This window comes from Mesobacillus selenatarsenatis SF-1 (genome assembly GCF_000813125.1).
Taxonomy (GTDB): Bacteria; Bacillota; Bacilli; order Bacillales; family Cytobacillaceae; genus Mesobacillus; species Mesobacillus selenatarsenatis.
In genome coordinates this window covers 1-16327 of record NZ_BASE01000077.1, presented here as the reverse complement: position 1 = coordinate 16327, position 16327 = coordinate 1, and the positions used below count along the sequence as shown (strand labels likewise).

Below are 16327 nucleotides of genomic sequence, written 5' to 3'. Positions count from 1 at the left end.
TTACAAAGCAGAAAAAGCTGTCAAGAAAATCCCGTTATTGTGACAGGTTTGGGTTTCAAAGCAGAAAAGCTGTCAAGAAAATCCTGTTTTTGTGACAGGTTTGCCTCGCAAAGCAGAAATCCTGTCAATATAGCATAACTCTTCTATTGCACAGAAAAAAGACAGAGAAGCGATTCTCTGTCTTTTTACATACTATTGACCGGGACATGTCGGGAAAGCTCGTCCTTAAAGGTAACTTTGTTTTTGCCAAGGTCCTTCGATTGCAGCAAGAGCTGGTCAGCAAAGATATACCCTTTTTCCATCGAAGTGTACTGGTTGACTTTAAAATAATACAACCCAAATGAAGAGGTTATTGAAACAGCATGCTTCTCGGATTGATAATCAACATCCACTGAACTTACCTCAACCCCATGGCGAATCTTTTCCACAAGATCAATGTTTTGGCTGAAGGATCTATTCCTGAGAATCAATGTGAATTCTTCCCCGCCGCTCCGGAAAACATGATCGTCTTCAGACAAGTAGCTTTTAAGTGTATGGGCAAAATGCTGGATCACCCGGTCGCCTACGGCATGATTGTAGGAATCATTTATAAGCTTGAATTTATCGATGTCGGCTACAACGATGCCGATTTTTTCACCAGTATGGTTCAACTCAAACATTTTTTTATCCATGTATGCACGGTTTGGAATCCCGGTCAGAAAATCCGTATAGGCCATTTGCTCGAACTTGTCCCGCTCAATTTTGTTCTGGATGCTTTGCGATTTTGATTGGAAGGAACGGCTGACGAGATAGTTCAGAATGAATAATCCAACGACCATTTCCCATCGCTGTTCCTCTAGTAAAAGCAGCAGCAAGCCATTCGTGAATGCTGTTTTACCAAGATCCAGCCAGTTATTGCTTTCTTTGAAAAACTTAATTGCCTGCTCAAGGCTCTTGATTTCTCCCATAATGTAAAAGGCAGTGGTCAAGAAGGTATAGGAAATCAACGTGGTCGTTACAGCAAGGATGCACATCAGGATAAAGAATCCGAAGGGGATATTCTCTATTAATGGATATCCGAGCTGGAATAGGAAATAACCAATTGAGTAGATCAACACATGAGCGCCTATATTGTAAAATGTATCGGAAAGTTCGGTGTCATCGGCGGTTTTGGAACTTTTTCTTGAAAAATAGACTGTGAAACGATAGATAGCTTCAAAAATGAACAGACCGATCGGACCTGCAAAAATACCGAAGGATAAGCTGTAACTGATCCCATAATCAAACTTCAGCGTTCCGTTTTTCGCTGTGATTCTTAAGTGGTTATAAAGGGTTGAAAATAACCAATAGATAAATAGTGCTATAAAAAAACTGTTTTTATCTATAGTGAACGCACCTAATCCAAAAGCCACGGCAACAGCAGTAAAAAATAACGTGAAATCATATAACCTAGCTTTCAGCATAGGTAGAAAATCCCCTTTCCCAAACTCTACCACATAATTTTATCCTAAATACAAATCTAGTTGCAAAGTAATTTTTTGATTTATTGAAATTTTTGAACCATTTATTTTGTCTGTTGCATAACATAAAAGGCTATAATGGAATTATCGGCAGGAGAAATAATTTTTGTTTAGGTAAATATCTGTTTGACAGGGAATTTTACGCATATTGTCGAATAGTTTTATAATATATATTCAGAATTTTTAATTAATAAATTACCACAATGAGAGGGGTTATATATGGATCTTATTTATGGCGGGATATTAGTCCTATTATTAATAGCTGCTGTCAGTTTATCGTTGTATTATCAGCGGAAAAGCCGCATTAAACAATTGCCTCACAATAATCCGAAGGCTTTTATGGAAAAAGGGCTTCGCCAGGAAGGCAAGAAGCTTGTGGCTGTGGTCGGCGGTGATGCGGTTCATGGCAACATCAGCTACAATTTTGTTGATGACGCAGCCAGGAGGAAAAACTGCAACGATTATCAATTCATTAATGCCGGAGTGAATGGAAGTACCGCTTATGATGTTCTGCAGCGGTTGGATGATGTGATCGCTTGCCAGCCTGAATTCATCGTGATATTAGTCGGGTTGAATGATGCTGCGGCTAAAATAGCCCCAGACCTTGCAAAGAAGAACATCAAGCTGGCTCAGCAATTGGAAAAACCGTCATTATTGGTGTATGAAAAGAATCTTGCGTTAATCGTCTCAAGGCTAAAATCAGAAACATCTGCGAAAATCGGGTTGCTATCACTCCCGGTCGTTGGTGAGAACTTATTTTCGAAAGCAAATAAGGAAATTGACCAGTACAACGAGGTCATTAAAAAAACGGCGGAAATGACCAATGTTTCTTACCTTCCTTTTAACGAAAAATTAAAGGCATATCTAAAGGGAAAAGGACATACGAGGGGACGGTCGCTGAAGACCGGAACGAAGCTTTATGAAAAAGCGATCATCGAGCATTTCGTATACGGATACAGCCTCGACCGGATTTCTGTCCGGAATGGATACTTGCTGCTGACTGACGGAATGCATTTGAACAGTACGGCGGGGATGATGGCGGCGCATCAAATTGAGTTATTCCTAAAAAAGAATGAATTGAAAGCAATCCAATAAAAAGGAGACTGCTTCATTGGCAGTATCCTTTTGGCTTTATGCTGAAACCTCGCTCATGAATGCATGTGTATTTTCCTCTGTATCCTTGAAGAACACCATCCATGTTTCCGTATCGCCAATTTTAGCGACAACATGGGGTTCCCCGATGAACTCCACGCCACCTGAAAGCAGCTCTTCATACTTTGCCTTGATATCTTCAACCTGTAAATAGATGACTGAACTAGGATGGGCAAATTGCTCGTTTTCCGGAAGGGTTAACAGAAGACGGACGCCTTCACAGTCGAAAAAGGCCATTGTATCCGTATTGAACAATAACGGCAGACCTAATTTTTCTTGATAAAAGGCAGTGGCTCTTTCGATATTTTTTACAGGTATGCCAATCTGGCCGACTTTTTGTACTGGATTTGAGTGCATTACTTGCCTCCTAATAATGGTTTTTCAAAAACTCCTTGATATCTGTATCGATTGTTTCAAGTTGTGATGTGGACGGAAAATGTGCCATCTGATACATTTTCAATTCTAGCCAGTCACCTAAAAGTCCTTCCGCTTTTTGGGAAATTTTGTTTCCTGGGAAAAAGACATCCTCTGTTCCCGTTATGACAAGGGTGGGAGCACTGTAATCTCTCAATTCTTCCGCAGTCGTCAGTTTGGGCATTTCCTGTTCTAGGGTTGTGTGTTTGAAAATATTGCCGATAATGCTTTCATCCAGCTCCTTCATACTGTTGGAGGACATGACATCGGCGATTTTGCGGAGACTTTTGACAGATCCGTTCATTTTGTAAAAAATCATCGGGACAAGGATTTCCTTGATCATTTTAATCTTTGAACCAAGGCTGATCCCCGCTGGAGCGACAAGGACAGCGCACTGAATCCTTTCTGGCATAAATGCGGCAATCCTGAGGATGATGCCTCCACCATATGAAGGGCCGATGAATGCGCATTTTTCAAGCTTGTAATGGTCCAACAGGTCGGCTGTCCATTGAGCAAAGCTGCTGTCTGAGGCAGATATTCTCGTTTCGTCACTGTATCCCGGATGCCCGATGGTGTCAGGCGCATAGACCCTATACTCCTCCAGCAAGCCTTTGAACCAGGATAGAGTGACGGGATTGATGCAATTGCCACCCTGGAAAATAAATAGAGGCTTCCCGTCTTCCTTTCCCATTACCAGGACATGGGTGCTGCCAAATCTCGTTTTGACATAGTCCCTGCCAATTAGTGAATCGAAATGGGTAAGATACTCTTCATATTGGTTAAGAATTTGCTCTTTTCCTTCCGGGCTTTTATAAATGGTTTTCATAGATTAATAACCTCTGCTTTAATATGACTTAATTGATTGATAAGTTGCTGTTCGATTAATGCCGTATCATTCGGGTGAAAGAGGTGGGCAGATTGCTCCATCCATATGAAACTTTTATCATGGTTCGTTTTTAGGGTGCTAAGATAGTCTTCCACAAAGTGGGCATGAACATGGACATCCTTCCGGCCATGAATGAAGGTGACAGGAACATCCACAGATGGGACATCTTTTTGCACATCGATCTTTGGTATATTTCTAATGAATGCGTCTGTGTAGATCAGCTTGAACCCACTGTAAAAGGAATGGAAAACATCCTTTAAACTGTAATTCTTCGAGACAAGCATATCGAGCGATACTTTCGCGAGTCCGGGGTGCTTGATTTTATCGTCATTATAAACCATCGTACTATACTTCATTTGCCATTTTCGCAGGACACCCCATTGCTTATAGCCCTCTGTAAAAGGCGGATCGCCAACGGCTTCAAGTTCATTTAATGCTTTAAAATCGCCGCGCCGTTTTGCCTCTTTTTTTGCCCATTCGAGACCTTCACGATCATTTTCTGTCCAGCTGATTATCTGCGATATGCCGACATAAGAATGGAATTTATCTGGGTGTCTTTTTACCAGGTACATGCCGATCAAAGTACCGAAAGAGTGGGCGGCAAGGAAAATCTTATTCTGCTGAAATGTTTTTCGTAAATAATCAGTCAGATCAGCTGCATCGGATACAAGTTGTTCAAAGGTCATCGATGTTTGAGGAATATCTTTGTGATAGGATTTCCCTGTCCCGCGCTGGTCCCAAAAGACGACGGTATAGTACTTGACCAGCTCTTTGGTGTTGGTAGCGACAGTGAAGTTTCTTCCTCTGGAAGAGATACCAGGCATGGGCATGGAAGGGCCGCCATGCAAAAAAAGCAGCACCGGGTTCTTAGGTGAGTAGGACTGGATGAGGATACTCTGTTGGATTCCGCCGAGTGTAATCGTATCAATTCGGTCAATTCCGTCTTCCGGAATATGAAAATCAGGCTTTCGAGAGAAAAAGCCCATTACATTACCTCGTTCGATATACTAGGTTTATACATATGTAAATTCCATTTATTACTATATTACTTTAGTACTAGAAAAATATCTCGAAAAAGTTGAAACTTTTTTTACCTGAGAGTGCTCTAAAGAGTGAAAGGAGGTCAGGAAATGAAAGAAGCAAAGCTTGTGAAGAAGGCAGTAAAGGGCAATGCTAAAGCGTTTGAAGAGCTGCTGGTTTTACATAGTGAACGATTGTATAGGACCGCATTCTTATATGCGGGGAACAGAGAGGATGCTCTCGATATCGTTCAGGAAACCTCCTGCAAAGCCTTCCTGGCAATCGGACAGTTGAAGAGTGAAGAATACTTTTTAACATGGCTGACAAGGATCTTGATCCATTGTGCGTATGATGTTTTGAAAAAAAGAAAAATAGAAATGCCAGTTGAGAAGCTCGTTGACCTGCCTTCAAGCAACGATCATAAGGTCGCCGAAAGCCTTGATTTGATGGAGGCGATCACTCAATTAAAGGAACAGTACCGGACCGCGATTATCCTGTTTTACTATCATGACCTGCCAATCAGCGAGATTGCCAGAACGATGGACATACCTGAAAATACCGTAAAAACCTATCTGCAGCGCGGCAGGAAGGAATTGAAAACTAGATTGGGAGGCGATCACGATGAAAAAGAAAATGTTTCATGAATCGGTGGATCAGATTGAGGTTCCTGAAGCTGATGTTTTAAAAGCAATCCAGGCTGGGGTAAGGAAGGGAAGCAAGATAAGAGCTAAGCAAAAATCACGTTTTAAAGTATTAGGGGCGTCAGTTGCCGCTGCTGCAGTCCTGTTCGTTGCATCAGGCTTCATGGTGCCATCGGTAGGGAAGGTGATGGCGGATATTCCTTTCCTGGCGAAGCTTTATGAACATGACAAGGTTGCCGGAAATCTCGCCTCGCAACAGCTCATCACTGAGTTAAATGAAAAGGCAGCTTTTGACGGAATTGATGTGAGAGTTACTGATGCTTATTATGACGGAGCAATAATTGGTGTCACCTTTGATGTAAAAGGTGAAGTGAAGGGTAACGAGGACGAGATTTATGCATTCTATGAAATTTTCGACCGAGATCCGAATATCGAAGAAACGATGGAGCTTGTAAAGCTGCTCCCTATAGAGGGCGGCTACAAAGGGCATATCCAGTTAAGCTATCCAAGAGCAGAATTGCCGGCAGAAACAACTTTGCCATTCAACATCATTGGAATCGGAGAAATCAATGACAACTGGAAGGACGAACAGGGGAAATGGAATTTTGACGTGCCGATCAGCCAGCTGCCGTTTGAAACAGTAGCGCTAGGGCAGGCAAGGGAGCTTGGTGATTATAAAATCACGTTCGAAAAGTTGATTACCGGGAAATCTTCGATAGCCATTGAATATACACTGAGTTATCCTGAAGGTGGCGAGAGAGTCATGCTCAATCTTTTTGATGATAGGGGTAAGCGAATGATTGGCGGAACTTCTGATGCAAAACTGGAGAGGAATGTCGAGAATGGAACGGTGACTGAGAAAAGGCGGATCACAATCCCAATGGTGCCTGATTCGGATTTTATCGAGGTCCATCCATCAATTGAATCGGGAGAAAAGCTTGACTCTGTTAAAATAGATCTTTAAAAAATGAGGCGCTGGAAGTCATCCAGCGCCATTAGTTTTAGATCTGTATTTCAGTGCGGCGATCTGTCCTAATCCGCCTGTGCCAGTTAACTCGAAATTCGCAGGCAGTGTGCCTTCTGGGAACAGCGGGATTCCTTCCCCAATCAATTTCGGGATGATATAAAGCTCCATTTCGTCAAGCAGCTTTTTCTCAAGGAATTGCTGGACAAGCTGGCCGCCGCCGACAAGCCAGACATACCCAACGGACTGTTCCTTCAGACGCGAAATCAGGGATTCTAGCTCCTCATCTGTAAATGTTACATGAGAGTTGCTTTCCTGAGACTGTCGCGATAGAACATAACATGGCTTACCGGCATACGGAAACTCGTCAGTCAGTCTCAAAACCTCTTCGTACGTTTTACGTCCCATTATTACTGTCCCAACCTTGCTGTAGAATTCACTGTAACCATTATTGCCATCGCCTTCCACATCATCGAGCCAGTCAACGGCGCCATCCGGCCTGGCAATATAGCCATCAAGGCTCATCGCGATATAAAGTATCACATTGCTCTTTTCCATTCAACATCCTCCAAGCAGGTGTATAATAACGATATTCTATCAAAAATGGGAGGCATATTCATGCTTGCATTGAACATCCCGGGCAGAGGACAATTTAATATCAACCATTTAGTTTTGGATTTTAACGGAACCATTGCTTTTGGCGGCGAGCTGATTACTGGAGTAGCTGAAAGGATCGTGCTTTTAAGCAAAGACGTGGAGATTCATGTCATTACCGCGGATACGAATGGAACGGTAGCCCGACAATGCAGCGGGCTGCCAGTTAACGTGCACGTACTCCAATCAGATGACCACACTGCTGAAAAAGGGGAGTTTGTTACGAACCTTGATGAGGTGATCTGTATGGGTAACGGGGCGAATGATGAAGCTATGTTTGAAGCGGCGGACCTTGCGATCGCTATAACCGGAAGAGAAGGCTGTGCTACGGCAACACTGTTGAAAAGTGATCTGATGATTGAAAATATCAATGATGGTTTGGATTTGCTGCTGAATCCTAACCGATTGATTGCAACGCTGCGTAAGTAGCAGCGTGGACTGAAATAAACGCTGCCCAAGTAACTGGGGCCGGAACTGGAAAAAAACGACCGAAATTTCCAGTTCGCCAATAAAATCTGATTTTCGCCAATAAGTAGGGTGAAATCGCCAATATATATATATTTTCGCCAATAAAATTTGAAAATCGCCAATAAAGTTGTGAAAATCGCCAATAAAAATATTAAAAGAACGAAAAAGGGCATGAAACTTATTGAAAACTGGCTTTTTACCTCCAACCGGCTCAACTTCCGGAGCATGGGCCGGTTTCCATTGCAGGAAATCTCCATTGTTATGAGTAAAACACCCCAAAATTACCTTTTCTATCAATCAACAGAAAAATATATAATAGATTCACACACTACTTTTACCAATATTAAGAAAATCTTAAGATTTATGCTCAGTGAATATTAAGGTTCACTGTCTAGAATGATCAATATCAAAGCTTGCCTGTTTGGGAAGGGGGTTTCAAGCGTGGAACAATACAATGTGCTGGTCGTTGATGATGAAAAAGAGATACGCGATGCGATCGAGATTTATTTGAAGAATGAAGGAATCAAGGTGATCAAGGCGGCGGATGGAATTGAGGCGATCGAGAAACTGAATGAGCAGCCGGTGCACTTAATTTTGCTCGATATCATGATGCCACGCCAGGATGGGATTACGACAACCTTCCGAATCCGGGAGGACAAAAACATCCCGATCATCATCTTGAGCGCAAAAGCGGAGGATACGGACAAAATCCTCGGGCTTCAGGTCGGTGCGGATGATTATGTAACGAAGCCATTCAATCCGCTCGAACTGATTGCGAGGGTTAAATCACATCTGAGAAGGTATGTCACGCTCGGTACATATGAGGGGAAAGTGAAAGTCATCGACCTGAACGGACTGACACTCGACCAATCCTCGAAGGAAGTCACAGCGCATGGCGAGCCAGTCAAATTGACACCTATCGAGTACAAGATCCTCGAGCTGCTGATGACGAACGCCGGAAGAGTGTTCTCGATCAATGATATCTATGAGCGGGTTTGGAAGGAACCGAGCTACAATGCCGAAAACACGGTGGCGGTCCATATCCGCAAAATCCGCGAGAAAATAGAGATCGATCCGAAGAATCCAAGATTTTTAAAGGTGGTGTGGGGGATTGGATATAAAATCGAAAAGTAAGTATCTGTTTGTGACCTGGGTGCTTCTCATCGCATACGGGCTTAGCGGTTTATTTTCAGCGCTGGGAAACGGGAGTCAATTCATGCAAGGCGATTACTTTGAATCTGAGGAATATGCCAATCAAATGAATCATTTTGTGACCTTGCTGCATGTCTATGAGCTGAATAAGATGACAAAAGAAGAAATGAAAGAGGAGATAACCGTATCCGAAGAAGAAATCGAAGAACACCGGATGCGGTACGGTACTCTCGGAGATCAAATCTCCAGCATTAACATGCAATATGAACAACAAATACAAGAGGCGGTCGATTCTGGAAATAAAGCCGTCGAAGAAGCGCTCAAAAAGGAAAGAGACGCCAAAGTCGCGGATATAACGGAGAATTTCAATAGCGATGAATATGTCCGGTCGAAAGTGATCAAAGAAAAGGAAAAAAGTATCGATGAATTCTTCCTCGATTTGGCAGAATACCGCCATGAATTCCTAAACCTTGAGCAAGCCTACAAGTATTATCTTAAAGACAGGAATACAGACACTGTCTTTACAAACCTTAACCTTGGGAAAAATGATTCTGTTTCTGACTTTATGAATAATAAAGAAATGTATTATGTTCAGGATTACACAGCATTGCAAAATATGATTTCATACACAGGAATTATTGAAAACTTCATGCCCTATAATGAGGTGGCAGAGGAAATTCTTCAAAAGCAAAACCTTGATTTCACTGGTCAAATTGGTCTTTCGAAACAAGCATCTGACAAACACTTTGCAATCAGTAATTATAAAGATTACCAGAAACGGCAGATGCTCTTTATCGGGTATTTGATCTCCAGTATCGGAGCGCTGATCGTCAGCTATTTCCTGGCAAAACGGAAACCAGCTACTGTGTTCGGTTCATTTGAGCACTTGAAGCCACTCTATGGCAGAATTCCGCTGGATGTAAGGACAGTGATGCTTTTATTAACAGGAGTCATCCTATTACTGTCCATGACACTGATCAGTGAACAGTTTGTTTATTACCATTCTGACCTCTTCTCATCACTTATTGAACTCGTTATCAGTCTAATAGCTGCAGCCTCGATGCTGGCGTTTGGATTTATCCAGCTGAAGTTCCTTTCAGAGTACCGAAATGACTGGCCAAAGCTGAAGGAAGACTTGAATGACAGTCTTATAGTTAAAAGCTACTACGCCATTCTCGATGCCTTTATCGTCAAGAGCATTGGGTTCCAGCTGCTTGTCATCCTTGGGATTGCCTTTGCAATGGGCGTGTTGTTTGTTGCCGTCCTTGTAGCGGGTGGAGGACCAATAATCGTCATTGCTTTCGCCTTTGGTGTGATAAGTCTTCCGATTTTCATCTTAATCATGAGAAAAGCAGGCTACTTGAATAAAGTAATGAAGCATACAGAAGAGCTTGCTTCAGGTAATCTTGGTGCTGACATACCGGTGAAAGGAAAGTCTGCTATCGCAAAACATGCATCCAATATCAATACACTCAGGAAAACTGTAACGGTCTCACACAAAGAGCAGGCCAAAAGCGAACGCCTTAAGACAGAATTGATTACAAATGTAAGCCACGATCTCAGGACACCATTAACGTCGATCATCACCTATACGGAGCTCCTGAAAACACCTGATTTGGCACCAGAGGACCGTGACTCGTATATTGAAATTCTCGACCGGAAATCGAAGCGTCTAAAGGTGCTGATTGATGACCTGTTCGAAGCGACGAAAATGGCAAGCGGAAACATCGAGCTGCATAAGGAGAAGGTTGACCTCAACCAGCTTCTGCAGCAGGCTTTGGCCGAGCATAATGAGGCGCTGAGCCAGTCAACCCTTCAGATGAGGGTATCACAGCCTGACCAGGCAGTGTATGCATTTGTTGATGGACAGAAGTTGTGGAGGGTGTTTGATAACCTTATTGGCAATATTCTCAAATATGCTCTGGAAAATACGAGGGTCTATATTTCGGTAAAAGAAGAGCAGAGTCAAGTGGTGCTCACTTTTAAGAACATCACGAAATATGAACTGGGTGAGGACTTGAATGAATTGTTCGAACGCTTCAAACGTGGCGACCAATCTCGTCATACAGAAGGGTCCGGACTCGGACTCGCAATCGCCAAATCAATCGTTGACCTGCATGAAGGTTCTCTGGATATCGAAGTCGATGGTGACCTTTTCAAGGTAACAGTCATACTCGAAAAATTAAATTAATCTAAAATCCCCTTTGCCATGCAGAGGGGATTTTATTTATTTCGATGAATTTTTAAATAAAGATACCTTGAGATCAAAATCATCACAAAATGAAAAGTGATATTCCACAGCTTGTTTAACCGGAGTTTTAAAAGACCGGTCCGTTCCAAAAGAATATCCATCCAGATGGAGCCCGTGAACATCGTCAGTTTTGGCTGCAATCCAGGTTTTGAAGAGCTTTTTACAAGGAAAAGAGAGCGGATCAAACTATAGAGCGGAGCAATGATAAAATGCTCGCGCCAGGAATGGTGGATTCCCCGTCCAAACCTGACTTTCCTGTTGACCGCAGATATATAGAGCAAGGTAACCCCGATGACTTCAGTTGACAGGTATTGTGCGATTACCAGAGCCCATTCTTTTTTCGCGTTCAGCGCTTTGTAAAACCAGTCGCTGATATAAAAATAGATATTCATGAAAAATACAGTGTAGTAAGGCTTCCACCAATGCGCTTTGTAGATTTTTAAATGTAGGAAACAACGTTCAATTCCATAATAAATCAGTGTGCTGCCAAGCTTCCAATAACGATTCTTATGGTACAGTGTCAGCAGAGTTGCGGTAATAGGAACATATAAAGCCTGGGAAAAAACAGCTCCAAGTATTTGGTCATGGGCCCGTTTTTTAAGGATGTATGGTTTATATGCATACCCTTTGAACAAATTAAGGACCGGGTACTCAAACAAATAGGCCATTCCTATATTAGAAAGCAAGAGAATCCAAATATTCTTTTGGCGGCTTCGTTTGGCGAATATGAAGAAAAGCAGGACATGAACCACTGCGAGCAGCAAAAAGGGAATAGAGTTCTTTTTAACGAGCCTCTTTTTTCTCATGATATATTCCACCTTTTCAGGGATGTAGTTATAATGTCCGCTTATTCTTTGAAATTATTTACTTAGGATCCCTGTGCTTTTATCATGACTGATGTAAAGACACATGGTAATATTAAGTAGCATCGCAATTATAATGTTAAAACTAACAATTTTAGGGAAACTATTTGTATCGCTGCAATGGTTTAGGAGGATTATATGAAAAAGACACAGGAGATTTCGGAAAAAAAGCTGCTCGGAATCGCGGGGCTTGGCTGGATGTTCGATGCGATGGATGTGGGGATCTTATCATTTATCATCGCCGCATTGCAGGTCGATTGGAATCTGACTGGCAAGGAAATGGGTTGGATCGGCAGCGTGAACTCAATCGGCATGGCTGTCGGTGCTTTTGTTTTTGGCTTGCTGGCTGACAGGATTGGCCGTAAAAATGTTTTTATTATTACATTATTGCTTTTCTCAGTTGGAAGCGGGATTTCCGCAATGGCAACTACTTTGTCGTTCTTTTTATTGCTAAGATTTTTTATTGGAATGGGGCTTGGAGGAGAGTTGCCGGTAGCGTCTACTCTTGTTGCGGAGACTGTGCCTGCTGAAAAGCGTGGGCGTGTTGTTGTTCTGCTCGAAAGCTTCTGGGCTGCAGGATGGCTTGTTGCAGCGCTGATCTCCTACTTCGTCATCCCGAAATTCGGCTGGCAAATGGCTTTGATCCTTAGTGCTTTGCCGGCGTTCTATGCCCTGTATCTGCGAGTGAATCTGCCGGATTCTCCAAGGTACCTGGCAGTCGCGAAAAAAGAAAGGCTGACGATTAAAGAAAGCATCGCTGAGGTCTGGTCAAAGGAACACTTCAGGAGAACGGCGATGCTCTGGATTTTATGGTTCAGCGTTGTATTTTCTTATTATGGAATGTTCCTCTGGCTGCCGAGCGTAATGGTCATGAAAGGCTTCACCTTGATCAAGAGCTTTCAATATGTTTTGATCATGACCCTGGCCCAGCTTCCTGGTTACTTCACAGCGGCTTGGCTGATTGAAAGAGCAGGCAGGAAGTTCGTGCTGGTTGTCTATTTAATAGGAACAGCACTGAGCGCCTATTTCTTTGGAACGGCAGACTCGCTTGCTTTGCTGATCACAGCTGGTGTCCTGCTGTCATTCTTCAACCTGGGTGCCTGGGGAGCATTATATGCTTATACACCAGAACAATATCCAACAACAATCCGCGGTTCCGGTGCTGGAATGGCCGCATCCTTTGGCCGAATCGGCGGGATAATCGGACCACTGATGGTTCCGTATTTATCAGCGCAAAATCTATCCATCACTGCCATCTTCACGATTTTCTGCATAGCCATTCTGATCGGTGCTGCAGCAGTATTCTTCTGGGGTACGGAAACGAAGCAGAAAGAGCTTGCGTAATGAAAAAAGTTCGCCTCACGAGGCGAACTTTTTTCGTCTTATTTACGCTTTTACGTGCTTGAACACATTCACCATGAACAGAATGCCTCCGATAACGATGACCAGTGATCCAAGGATGGCAAAGACGGTGAAAATGACTCCCCCTATCAACATGGATAATGTGATCCCACCCTGCATGACGGGCACCCCGATGTTATGCAGCCAGAAATGCTTAGATGCGAGCTTACTGTTCCCTGCTGCAGGAAAAAGATAATAAATCGTCCCGAACAGGGCCATTGATACCCAGCCAAGCAAGTTCAAATGTGCGTGAACCGATGTCAATGTGAAATCATGCGCGATCCCCATAACAATTCCTAGAATAATAGCAATGACAAAATAGACCGCAGCGACCTTGAAAAATCGTATGCTCATAACTGTTACCTCCTTCCTTGTTTAGGTCTTTTAGAGTATATTAGTTTTCTGAAAATTTATAACATATGTACTAACTAAATAGGTAAAAAAATTTTTACCGGATTATAATAGTAAAATAATAATAAGTTCAGGATGACACAAAAATATCACCTTTGGTTTTGTCATTTTTGCGGAAATTCATGATATAATAGTGCAAACGTTTGTACAACTTCTAAAAGGAGATAAAAGCTATGAAAAGATTATTTGGGATTGATAGCTGGAAGATCGTCGAAACGGACTTGCATAGAGAAGATTTCCGCCTTGCAGAAAGCATTACAAGCCTCGGAAATGGCCATATGGGCATGCGCGGAAACTTTGAAGAAACATATACTGGAGACTTCCATCGCGGTTCATATATTGCAGGCGTCTGGTTTCCAGATAAAACACGTGTAGGATGGTGGAAAAATGGCTATCCGCACTATTTTGGCAAGGTCATTAACTCAACGAACTTTATCGGCATAAAAGTATTCGTTGACGGAGAGGAACTTGACCTTAATAAAGCAGAAGTGAAGGATTACTACCGTGAACTTGATATGCAGCATGGTGTCTTGATAAGGAAATTCACGGTCATCCAGGACGGTAAGGAAACTGAAGTGGAAGCAATCCGATTCCTATCGGTTGCTGATAAAGAACTGGCTGCGATCAAATATTCAGTTACTGCCAAGAACTATAATGGAAACGTTACCTTTGTCCCTTATCTTGATGGGGACGTGCGCAACGAAGATTCTAACTATGATGAAGATTTCTGGTACGAAATTAGCAGGGATGCCTCAGAACATAATGGCAGTCTTGTAATGAAAACGAAAGACAATCCATTCGGTACTCCAACATTCCAGGTTGCGACAACTATGCAAACGGTTGTCGATGGAAATGTAGCTAAAGTTGAAGTCAGTGAAAAAGAAGAATACGTGGAAAATGTGATTGAAGTTAAGGCCGAGCAGGGACAAACTGTAACCCTTTACAAGTATATTGCTGTAACAACAGACCGTGACTATGAAGCTGGCGATCTTGTTTCTAAAGGGCGTGAAGTCCTAGCTCGTTCTGTTGAAAAAGGTTTTGATCAGCTGTTGGAAGAGCACAGAAATGGCTGGCTAAGCCGCTGGGAAATCGCTGATGTTGAAATCGCTGGCGATGATGAGGCGCAGCAGGGAATTCGTTTCAACCTGTTCCAACTGTTCTCTACTTATTATGGGGAAGATTCCCGTTTGAACATTGGACCAAAAGGTTTTACAGGTGAAAAGTACGGCGGTGCGACTTACTGGGATACAGAAGCGTACGCAATTCCATTATACTTGTCTACTGCAGAGTCAGAGGTGGCGCGCAACCTGTTGATTTACCGACACAACCAGCTTGATGGCGCATATCACAATGCGAAGCAGCAGGGACTTAACGGTGCACTTTACCCAATGGTTACTTTTACAGGCGTCGAGTGCCACAATGAGTGGGAAATCACGTTCGAAGAGATCCACCGTAACGGCGCAATTGCTTACGCGATTTATAACTATGTAAACTATACTGGAGATCAAGATTATCTTCATGAATATGGAATCGATGTGCTTGCCGGCATCTCCCGTTTCTGGGCAGACCGTGTGCACTTTAGCAAGTCCAAGAACGTTTATATGATGCATGGTGTAACGGGTCCGAACGAGTACGAAAACAATGTCAACAACAACTGGTACACAAACACTATCGCTGTCTGGACACTGCGCTACACGCTGGAAGTGATTGAATCCCTGAAGCAAAACGGCCATGAGGCGCGCCTCGCAGGCCTGGAATTCTCAGATGATGAGCTAGCGAAATGGCAGCACATCATTGAAAAAATGTACTTCCCATACGATGAAGAAAAAGGTGTATTCGTCCAGCACGATACATTCCTTGATAAAGACCTGATGACTGTTGATGAGCTTTCAGCTGAAGATCGTCCGATCAACCAGAACTGGTCATGGGATAAAATCCTGCGCAGCTGCTTCATCAAACAGGCAGATGTTCTTCAAGGCTTGTACTTCTTCAATCACGAGTTCACAGAAGAAGAGAAGCGCCGCAACTTTGAATTCTATGAGCCAATGACAGTTCATGAGTCATCACTGTCCCCAAGTATCCACGCAGTCCTTGCTGCAGAGCTTGGCATGGAAGAGAAGGCATACGAAATGTACAACCGCACGGCACGCCTTGACCTTGATAACTACAACAACGACACAGAAGACGGCCTGCACATCACAAGTATGACAGGTGCATGGCTGGGTATCGTCCAGGGCTTCGCGGGCATGCGTACAGCTGAAGGCACATTATCATTCGCGCCGTTCATTCCTAAAGCATGGAACCAGTACAGCTTCAACATCATCTACCGCGACCACTACATCAAGGTAGAAGTAAACCAGGAAAACGTCGTCCTCACGCAGCAAGGACCAGAACTTGCAATGAAGCTTTACGGCGAGGAAGTCACAATTCCAGCAGAAGGCGAGCTAACTGTAAAATTAAAATAAAGATGCTGAGAGATCTTTGGGGCAGCCTGAAGGTCTCTCTCATTAGAATGCAACTGCAGCCGCGCGGCACCATATCGCGGTGGAAT

At 43.1% G+C, this 16327-nt stretch carries 15 protein-coding genes; 8 read left to right on the top strand and 7 right to left on the bottom strand.

Annotated elements, in window-relative coordinates; all coding sequences use genetic code 11:
• Positions 1–185 precede the first annotated feature (185 nt).
• A complete protein-coding gene (locus TY49_RS16070; protein WP_041966927.1) occupies positions 186–1442 on the bottom strand; it encodes a GGDEF domain-containing protein in 1257 nt (418 codons plus the stop codon).
• A 276-nt stretch (positions 1443–1718) separates the two neighbouring features.
• Here TY49_RS16070 and TY49_RS16065 point away from each other — a divergent pair, with 276 nt between their 5' ends.
• Complete coding sequence (locus TY49_RS16065) at positions 1719–2594, top strand: SGNH/GDSL hydrolase family protein (protein WP_041966926.1); 876 nt, start codon at positions 1719–1721, stop codon at positions 2592–2594.
• A gap of 36 nt (positions 2595–2630) precedes the next feature.
• Here the strand turns inward: TY49_RS16065 and TY49_RS16060 are convergent, their stop codons facing one another.
• The 3 genes from TY49_RS16060 to TY49_RS16050 are packed head-to-tail and all read right to left on the bottom strand — an operon-like array spanning position 2631 to position 4937.
• Positions 2631–3008: a VOC family protein gene (locus TY49_RS16060; protein WP_041966925.1), complete on the bottom strand. Its 378-nt coding sequence runs from the start codon at positions 3006–3008 to the stop codon at positions 2631–2633.
• A gap of 10 nt (positions 3009–3018) precedes the next feature.
• Positions 3019–3891, bottom strand: coding sequence for an alpha/beta fold hydrolase (locus TY49_RS16055; RefSeq protein ID WP_041966924.1), 873 nt, complete (start codon positions 3889–3891; stop codon positions 3019–3021).
• Positions 3888–4937: an alpha/beta hydrolase gene (locus tag TY49_RS16050; protein ID WP_041966923.1), complete on the bottom strand. Its 1050-nt coding sequence runs from the start codon at positions 4935–4937 to the stop codon at positions 3888–3890. Before TY49_RS16050 ends, TY49_RS16055 begins: the two co-directional genes overlap by 4 nt.
• 144 nt (positions 4938–5081) lie before the next feature.
• Here TY49_RS16050 and TY49_RS16045 point away from each other — a divergent pair, with 144 nt between their 5' ends.
• Positions 5082–5615 carry a sigma-70 family RNA polymerase sigma factor gene (locus tag TY49_RS16045; RefSeq protein ID WP_041966922.1) on the top strand — a complete coding sequence of 178 codons (534 nt, stop codon included), beginning with the start codon at positions 5082–5084 and terminating at the stop codon, positions 5613–5615.
• Entirely contained in the window at positions 5593–6576 is a 984-nt protein-coding gene (locus TY49_RS16040) for a DUF4179 domain-containing protein (RefSeq protein WP_052442211.1), read from the top strand. The genes TY49_RS16045 and TY49_RS16040 overlap by 23 nt, the downstream gene beginning before the upstream one ends.
• 18 nt (positions 6577–6594) lie before the next feature.
• On the opposite strand, the gene TY49_RS16035 is transcribed toward TY49_RS16040, so the two are convergent.
• Positions 6595–7134: a dihydrofolate reductase family protein gene (locus tag TY49_RS16035; RefSeq protein ID WP_041966921.1), complete on the bottom strand. Its 540-nt coding sequence runs from the start codon at positions 7132–7134 to the stop codon at positions 6595–6597.
• A 60-nt stretch (positions 7135–7194) separates the two neighbouring features.
• Here TY49_RS16035 and TY49_RS16030 point away from each other — a divergent pair, with 60 nt between their 5' ends.
• The 3 genes from TY49_RS16030 to TY49_RS16020 all read left to right on the top strand — a co-directional run bounded on the left by TY49_RS16030 (position 7195) and on the right by TY49_RS16020 (position 11041).
• Entirely contained in the window at positions 7195–7659 is a 465-nt protein-coding gene (locus TY49_RS16030) for an HAD family hydrolase (RefSeq protein ID WP_041966920.1), read from the top strand.
• Positions 7660–8139: 480 nt separating this feature from the next.
• Complete coding sequence (locus TY49_RS16025; protein ID WP_041966919.1) at positions 8140–8832, top strand: response regulator transcription factor; 693 nt, start codon at positions 8140–8142, stop codon at positions 8830–8832.
• The gene (locus TY49_RS16020) at positions 8810–11041 is read left to right on the top strand and encodes a HAMP domain-containing sensor histidine kinase (protein WP_041966918.1); all 2232 of its coding nucleotides are present in this window, start codon (positions 8810–8812) and stop codon (positions 11039–11041) included. The genes TY49_RS16025 and TY49_RS16020 overlap by 23 nt, the downstream gene beginning before the upstream one ends.
• Positions 11042–11073: 32 nt before the next feature.
• Here TY49_RS16020 and TY49_RS16015 read toward each other — a convergent pair whose 3' ends face one another.
• Entirely contained in the window at positions 11074–11907 is an 834-nt protein-coding gene (locus tag TY49_RS16015; protein ID WP_041966917.1) for a hypothetical protein, read from the bottom strand.
• A 195-nt stretch (positions 11908–12102) separates the two neighbouring features.
• On the opposite strand from TY49_RS16015, the gene TY49_RS16010 reads away from it, so the two are divergent.
• On the top strand, positions 12103–13308 hold the full coding sequence (locus TY49_RS16010; protein ID WP_041966916.1) for an MFS transporter: 1206 nt from the start codon (positions 12103–12105) through the stop codon (positions 13306–13308).
• A 42-nt stretch (positions 13309–13350) separates the two neighbouring features.
• Here TY49_RS16010 and TY49_RS16005 read toward each other — a convergent pair whose 3' ends face one another.
• On the bottom strand, positions 13351–13719 hold the full coding sequence (locus tag TY49_RS16005) for a heme-copper oxidase family protein (RefSeq protein ID WP_041966915.1): 369 nt from the start codon (positions 13717–13719) through the stop codon (positions 13351–13353).
• A gap of 230 nt (positions 13720–13949) precedes the next feature.
• Between TY49_RS16005 and TY49_RS16000 the strand changes: the two genes are divergently transcribed.
• Positions 13950–16241: a glycoside hydrolase family 65 protein gene (locus tag TY49_RS16000; RefSeq protein ID WP_041966914.1), complete on the top strand. Its 2292-nt coding sequence runs from the start codon at positions 13950–13952 to the stop codon at positions 16239–16241.
• Positions 16242–16327 lie beyond the last annotated feature (86 nt).

Coding starts and splice junctions, on each gene's coding strand:
- TY49_RS16055 (WP_041966924.1), bottom strand. CDS start 3,891: ATGAAAACCATTTATAAAAGCCCGGAAGGAAAAGAGCAAATTCTTAAC.
- TY49_RS16030 (WP_041966920.1), top strand. CDS start 7,195: ATGCTTGCATTGAACATCCCGGGCAGAGGACAATTTAATATCAACCAT.
- TY49_RS16065 (WP_041966926.1), top strand. CDS start 1,719: ATGGATCTTATTTATGGCGGGATATTAGTCCTATTATTAATAGCTGCT.
- TY49_RS16045 (WP_041966922.1), top strand. CDS start 5,082: ATGAAAGAAGCAAAGCTTGTGAAGAAGGCAGTAAAGGGCAATGCTAAA.
- TY49_RS16070 (WP_041966927.1), bottom strand. CDS start 1,442: ATGCTGAAAGCTAGGTTATATGATTTCACGTTATTTTTTACTGCTGTT.
- TY49_RS16010 (WP_041966916.1), top strand. CDS start 12,103: ATGAAAAAGACACAGGAGATTTCGGAAAAAAAGCTGCTCGGAATCGCG.
- TY49_RS16005 (WP_041966915.1), bottom strand. CDS start 13,719: ATGAGCATACGATTTTTCAAGGTCGCTGCGGTCTATTTTGTCATTGCT.
- TY49_RS16060 (WP_041966925.1), bottom strand. CDS start 3,008: ATGCACTCAAATCCAGTACAAAAAGTCGGCCAGATTGGCATACCTGTA.
- TY49_RS16015 (WP_041966917.1), bottom strand. CDS start 11,907: ATGAGAAAAAAGAGGCTCGTTAAAAAGAACTCTATTCCCTTTTTGCTG.
- TY49_RS16040 (WP_052442211.1), top strand. CDS start 5,593: ATGAAAAAGAAAATGTTTCATGAATCGGTGGATCAGATTGAGGTTCCT.
- TY49_RS16000 (WP_041966914.1), top strand. CDS start 13,950: ATGAAAAGATTATTTGGGATTGATAGCTGGAAGATCGTCGAAACGGAC.
- TY49_RS16050 (WP_041966923.1), bottom strand. CDS start 4,937: ATGGGCTTTTTCTCTCGAAAGCCTGATTTTCATATTCCGGAAGACGGA.
- TY49_RS16035 (WP_041966921.1), bottom strand. CDS start 7,134: ATGGAAAAGAGCAATGTGATACTTTATATCGCGATGAGCCTTGATGGC.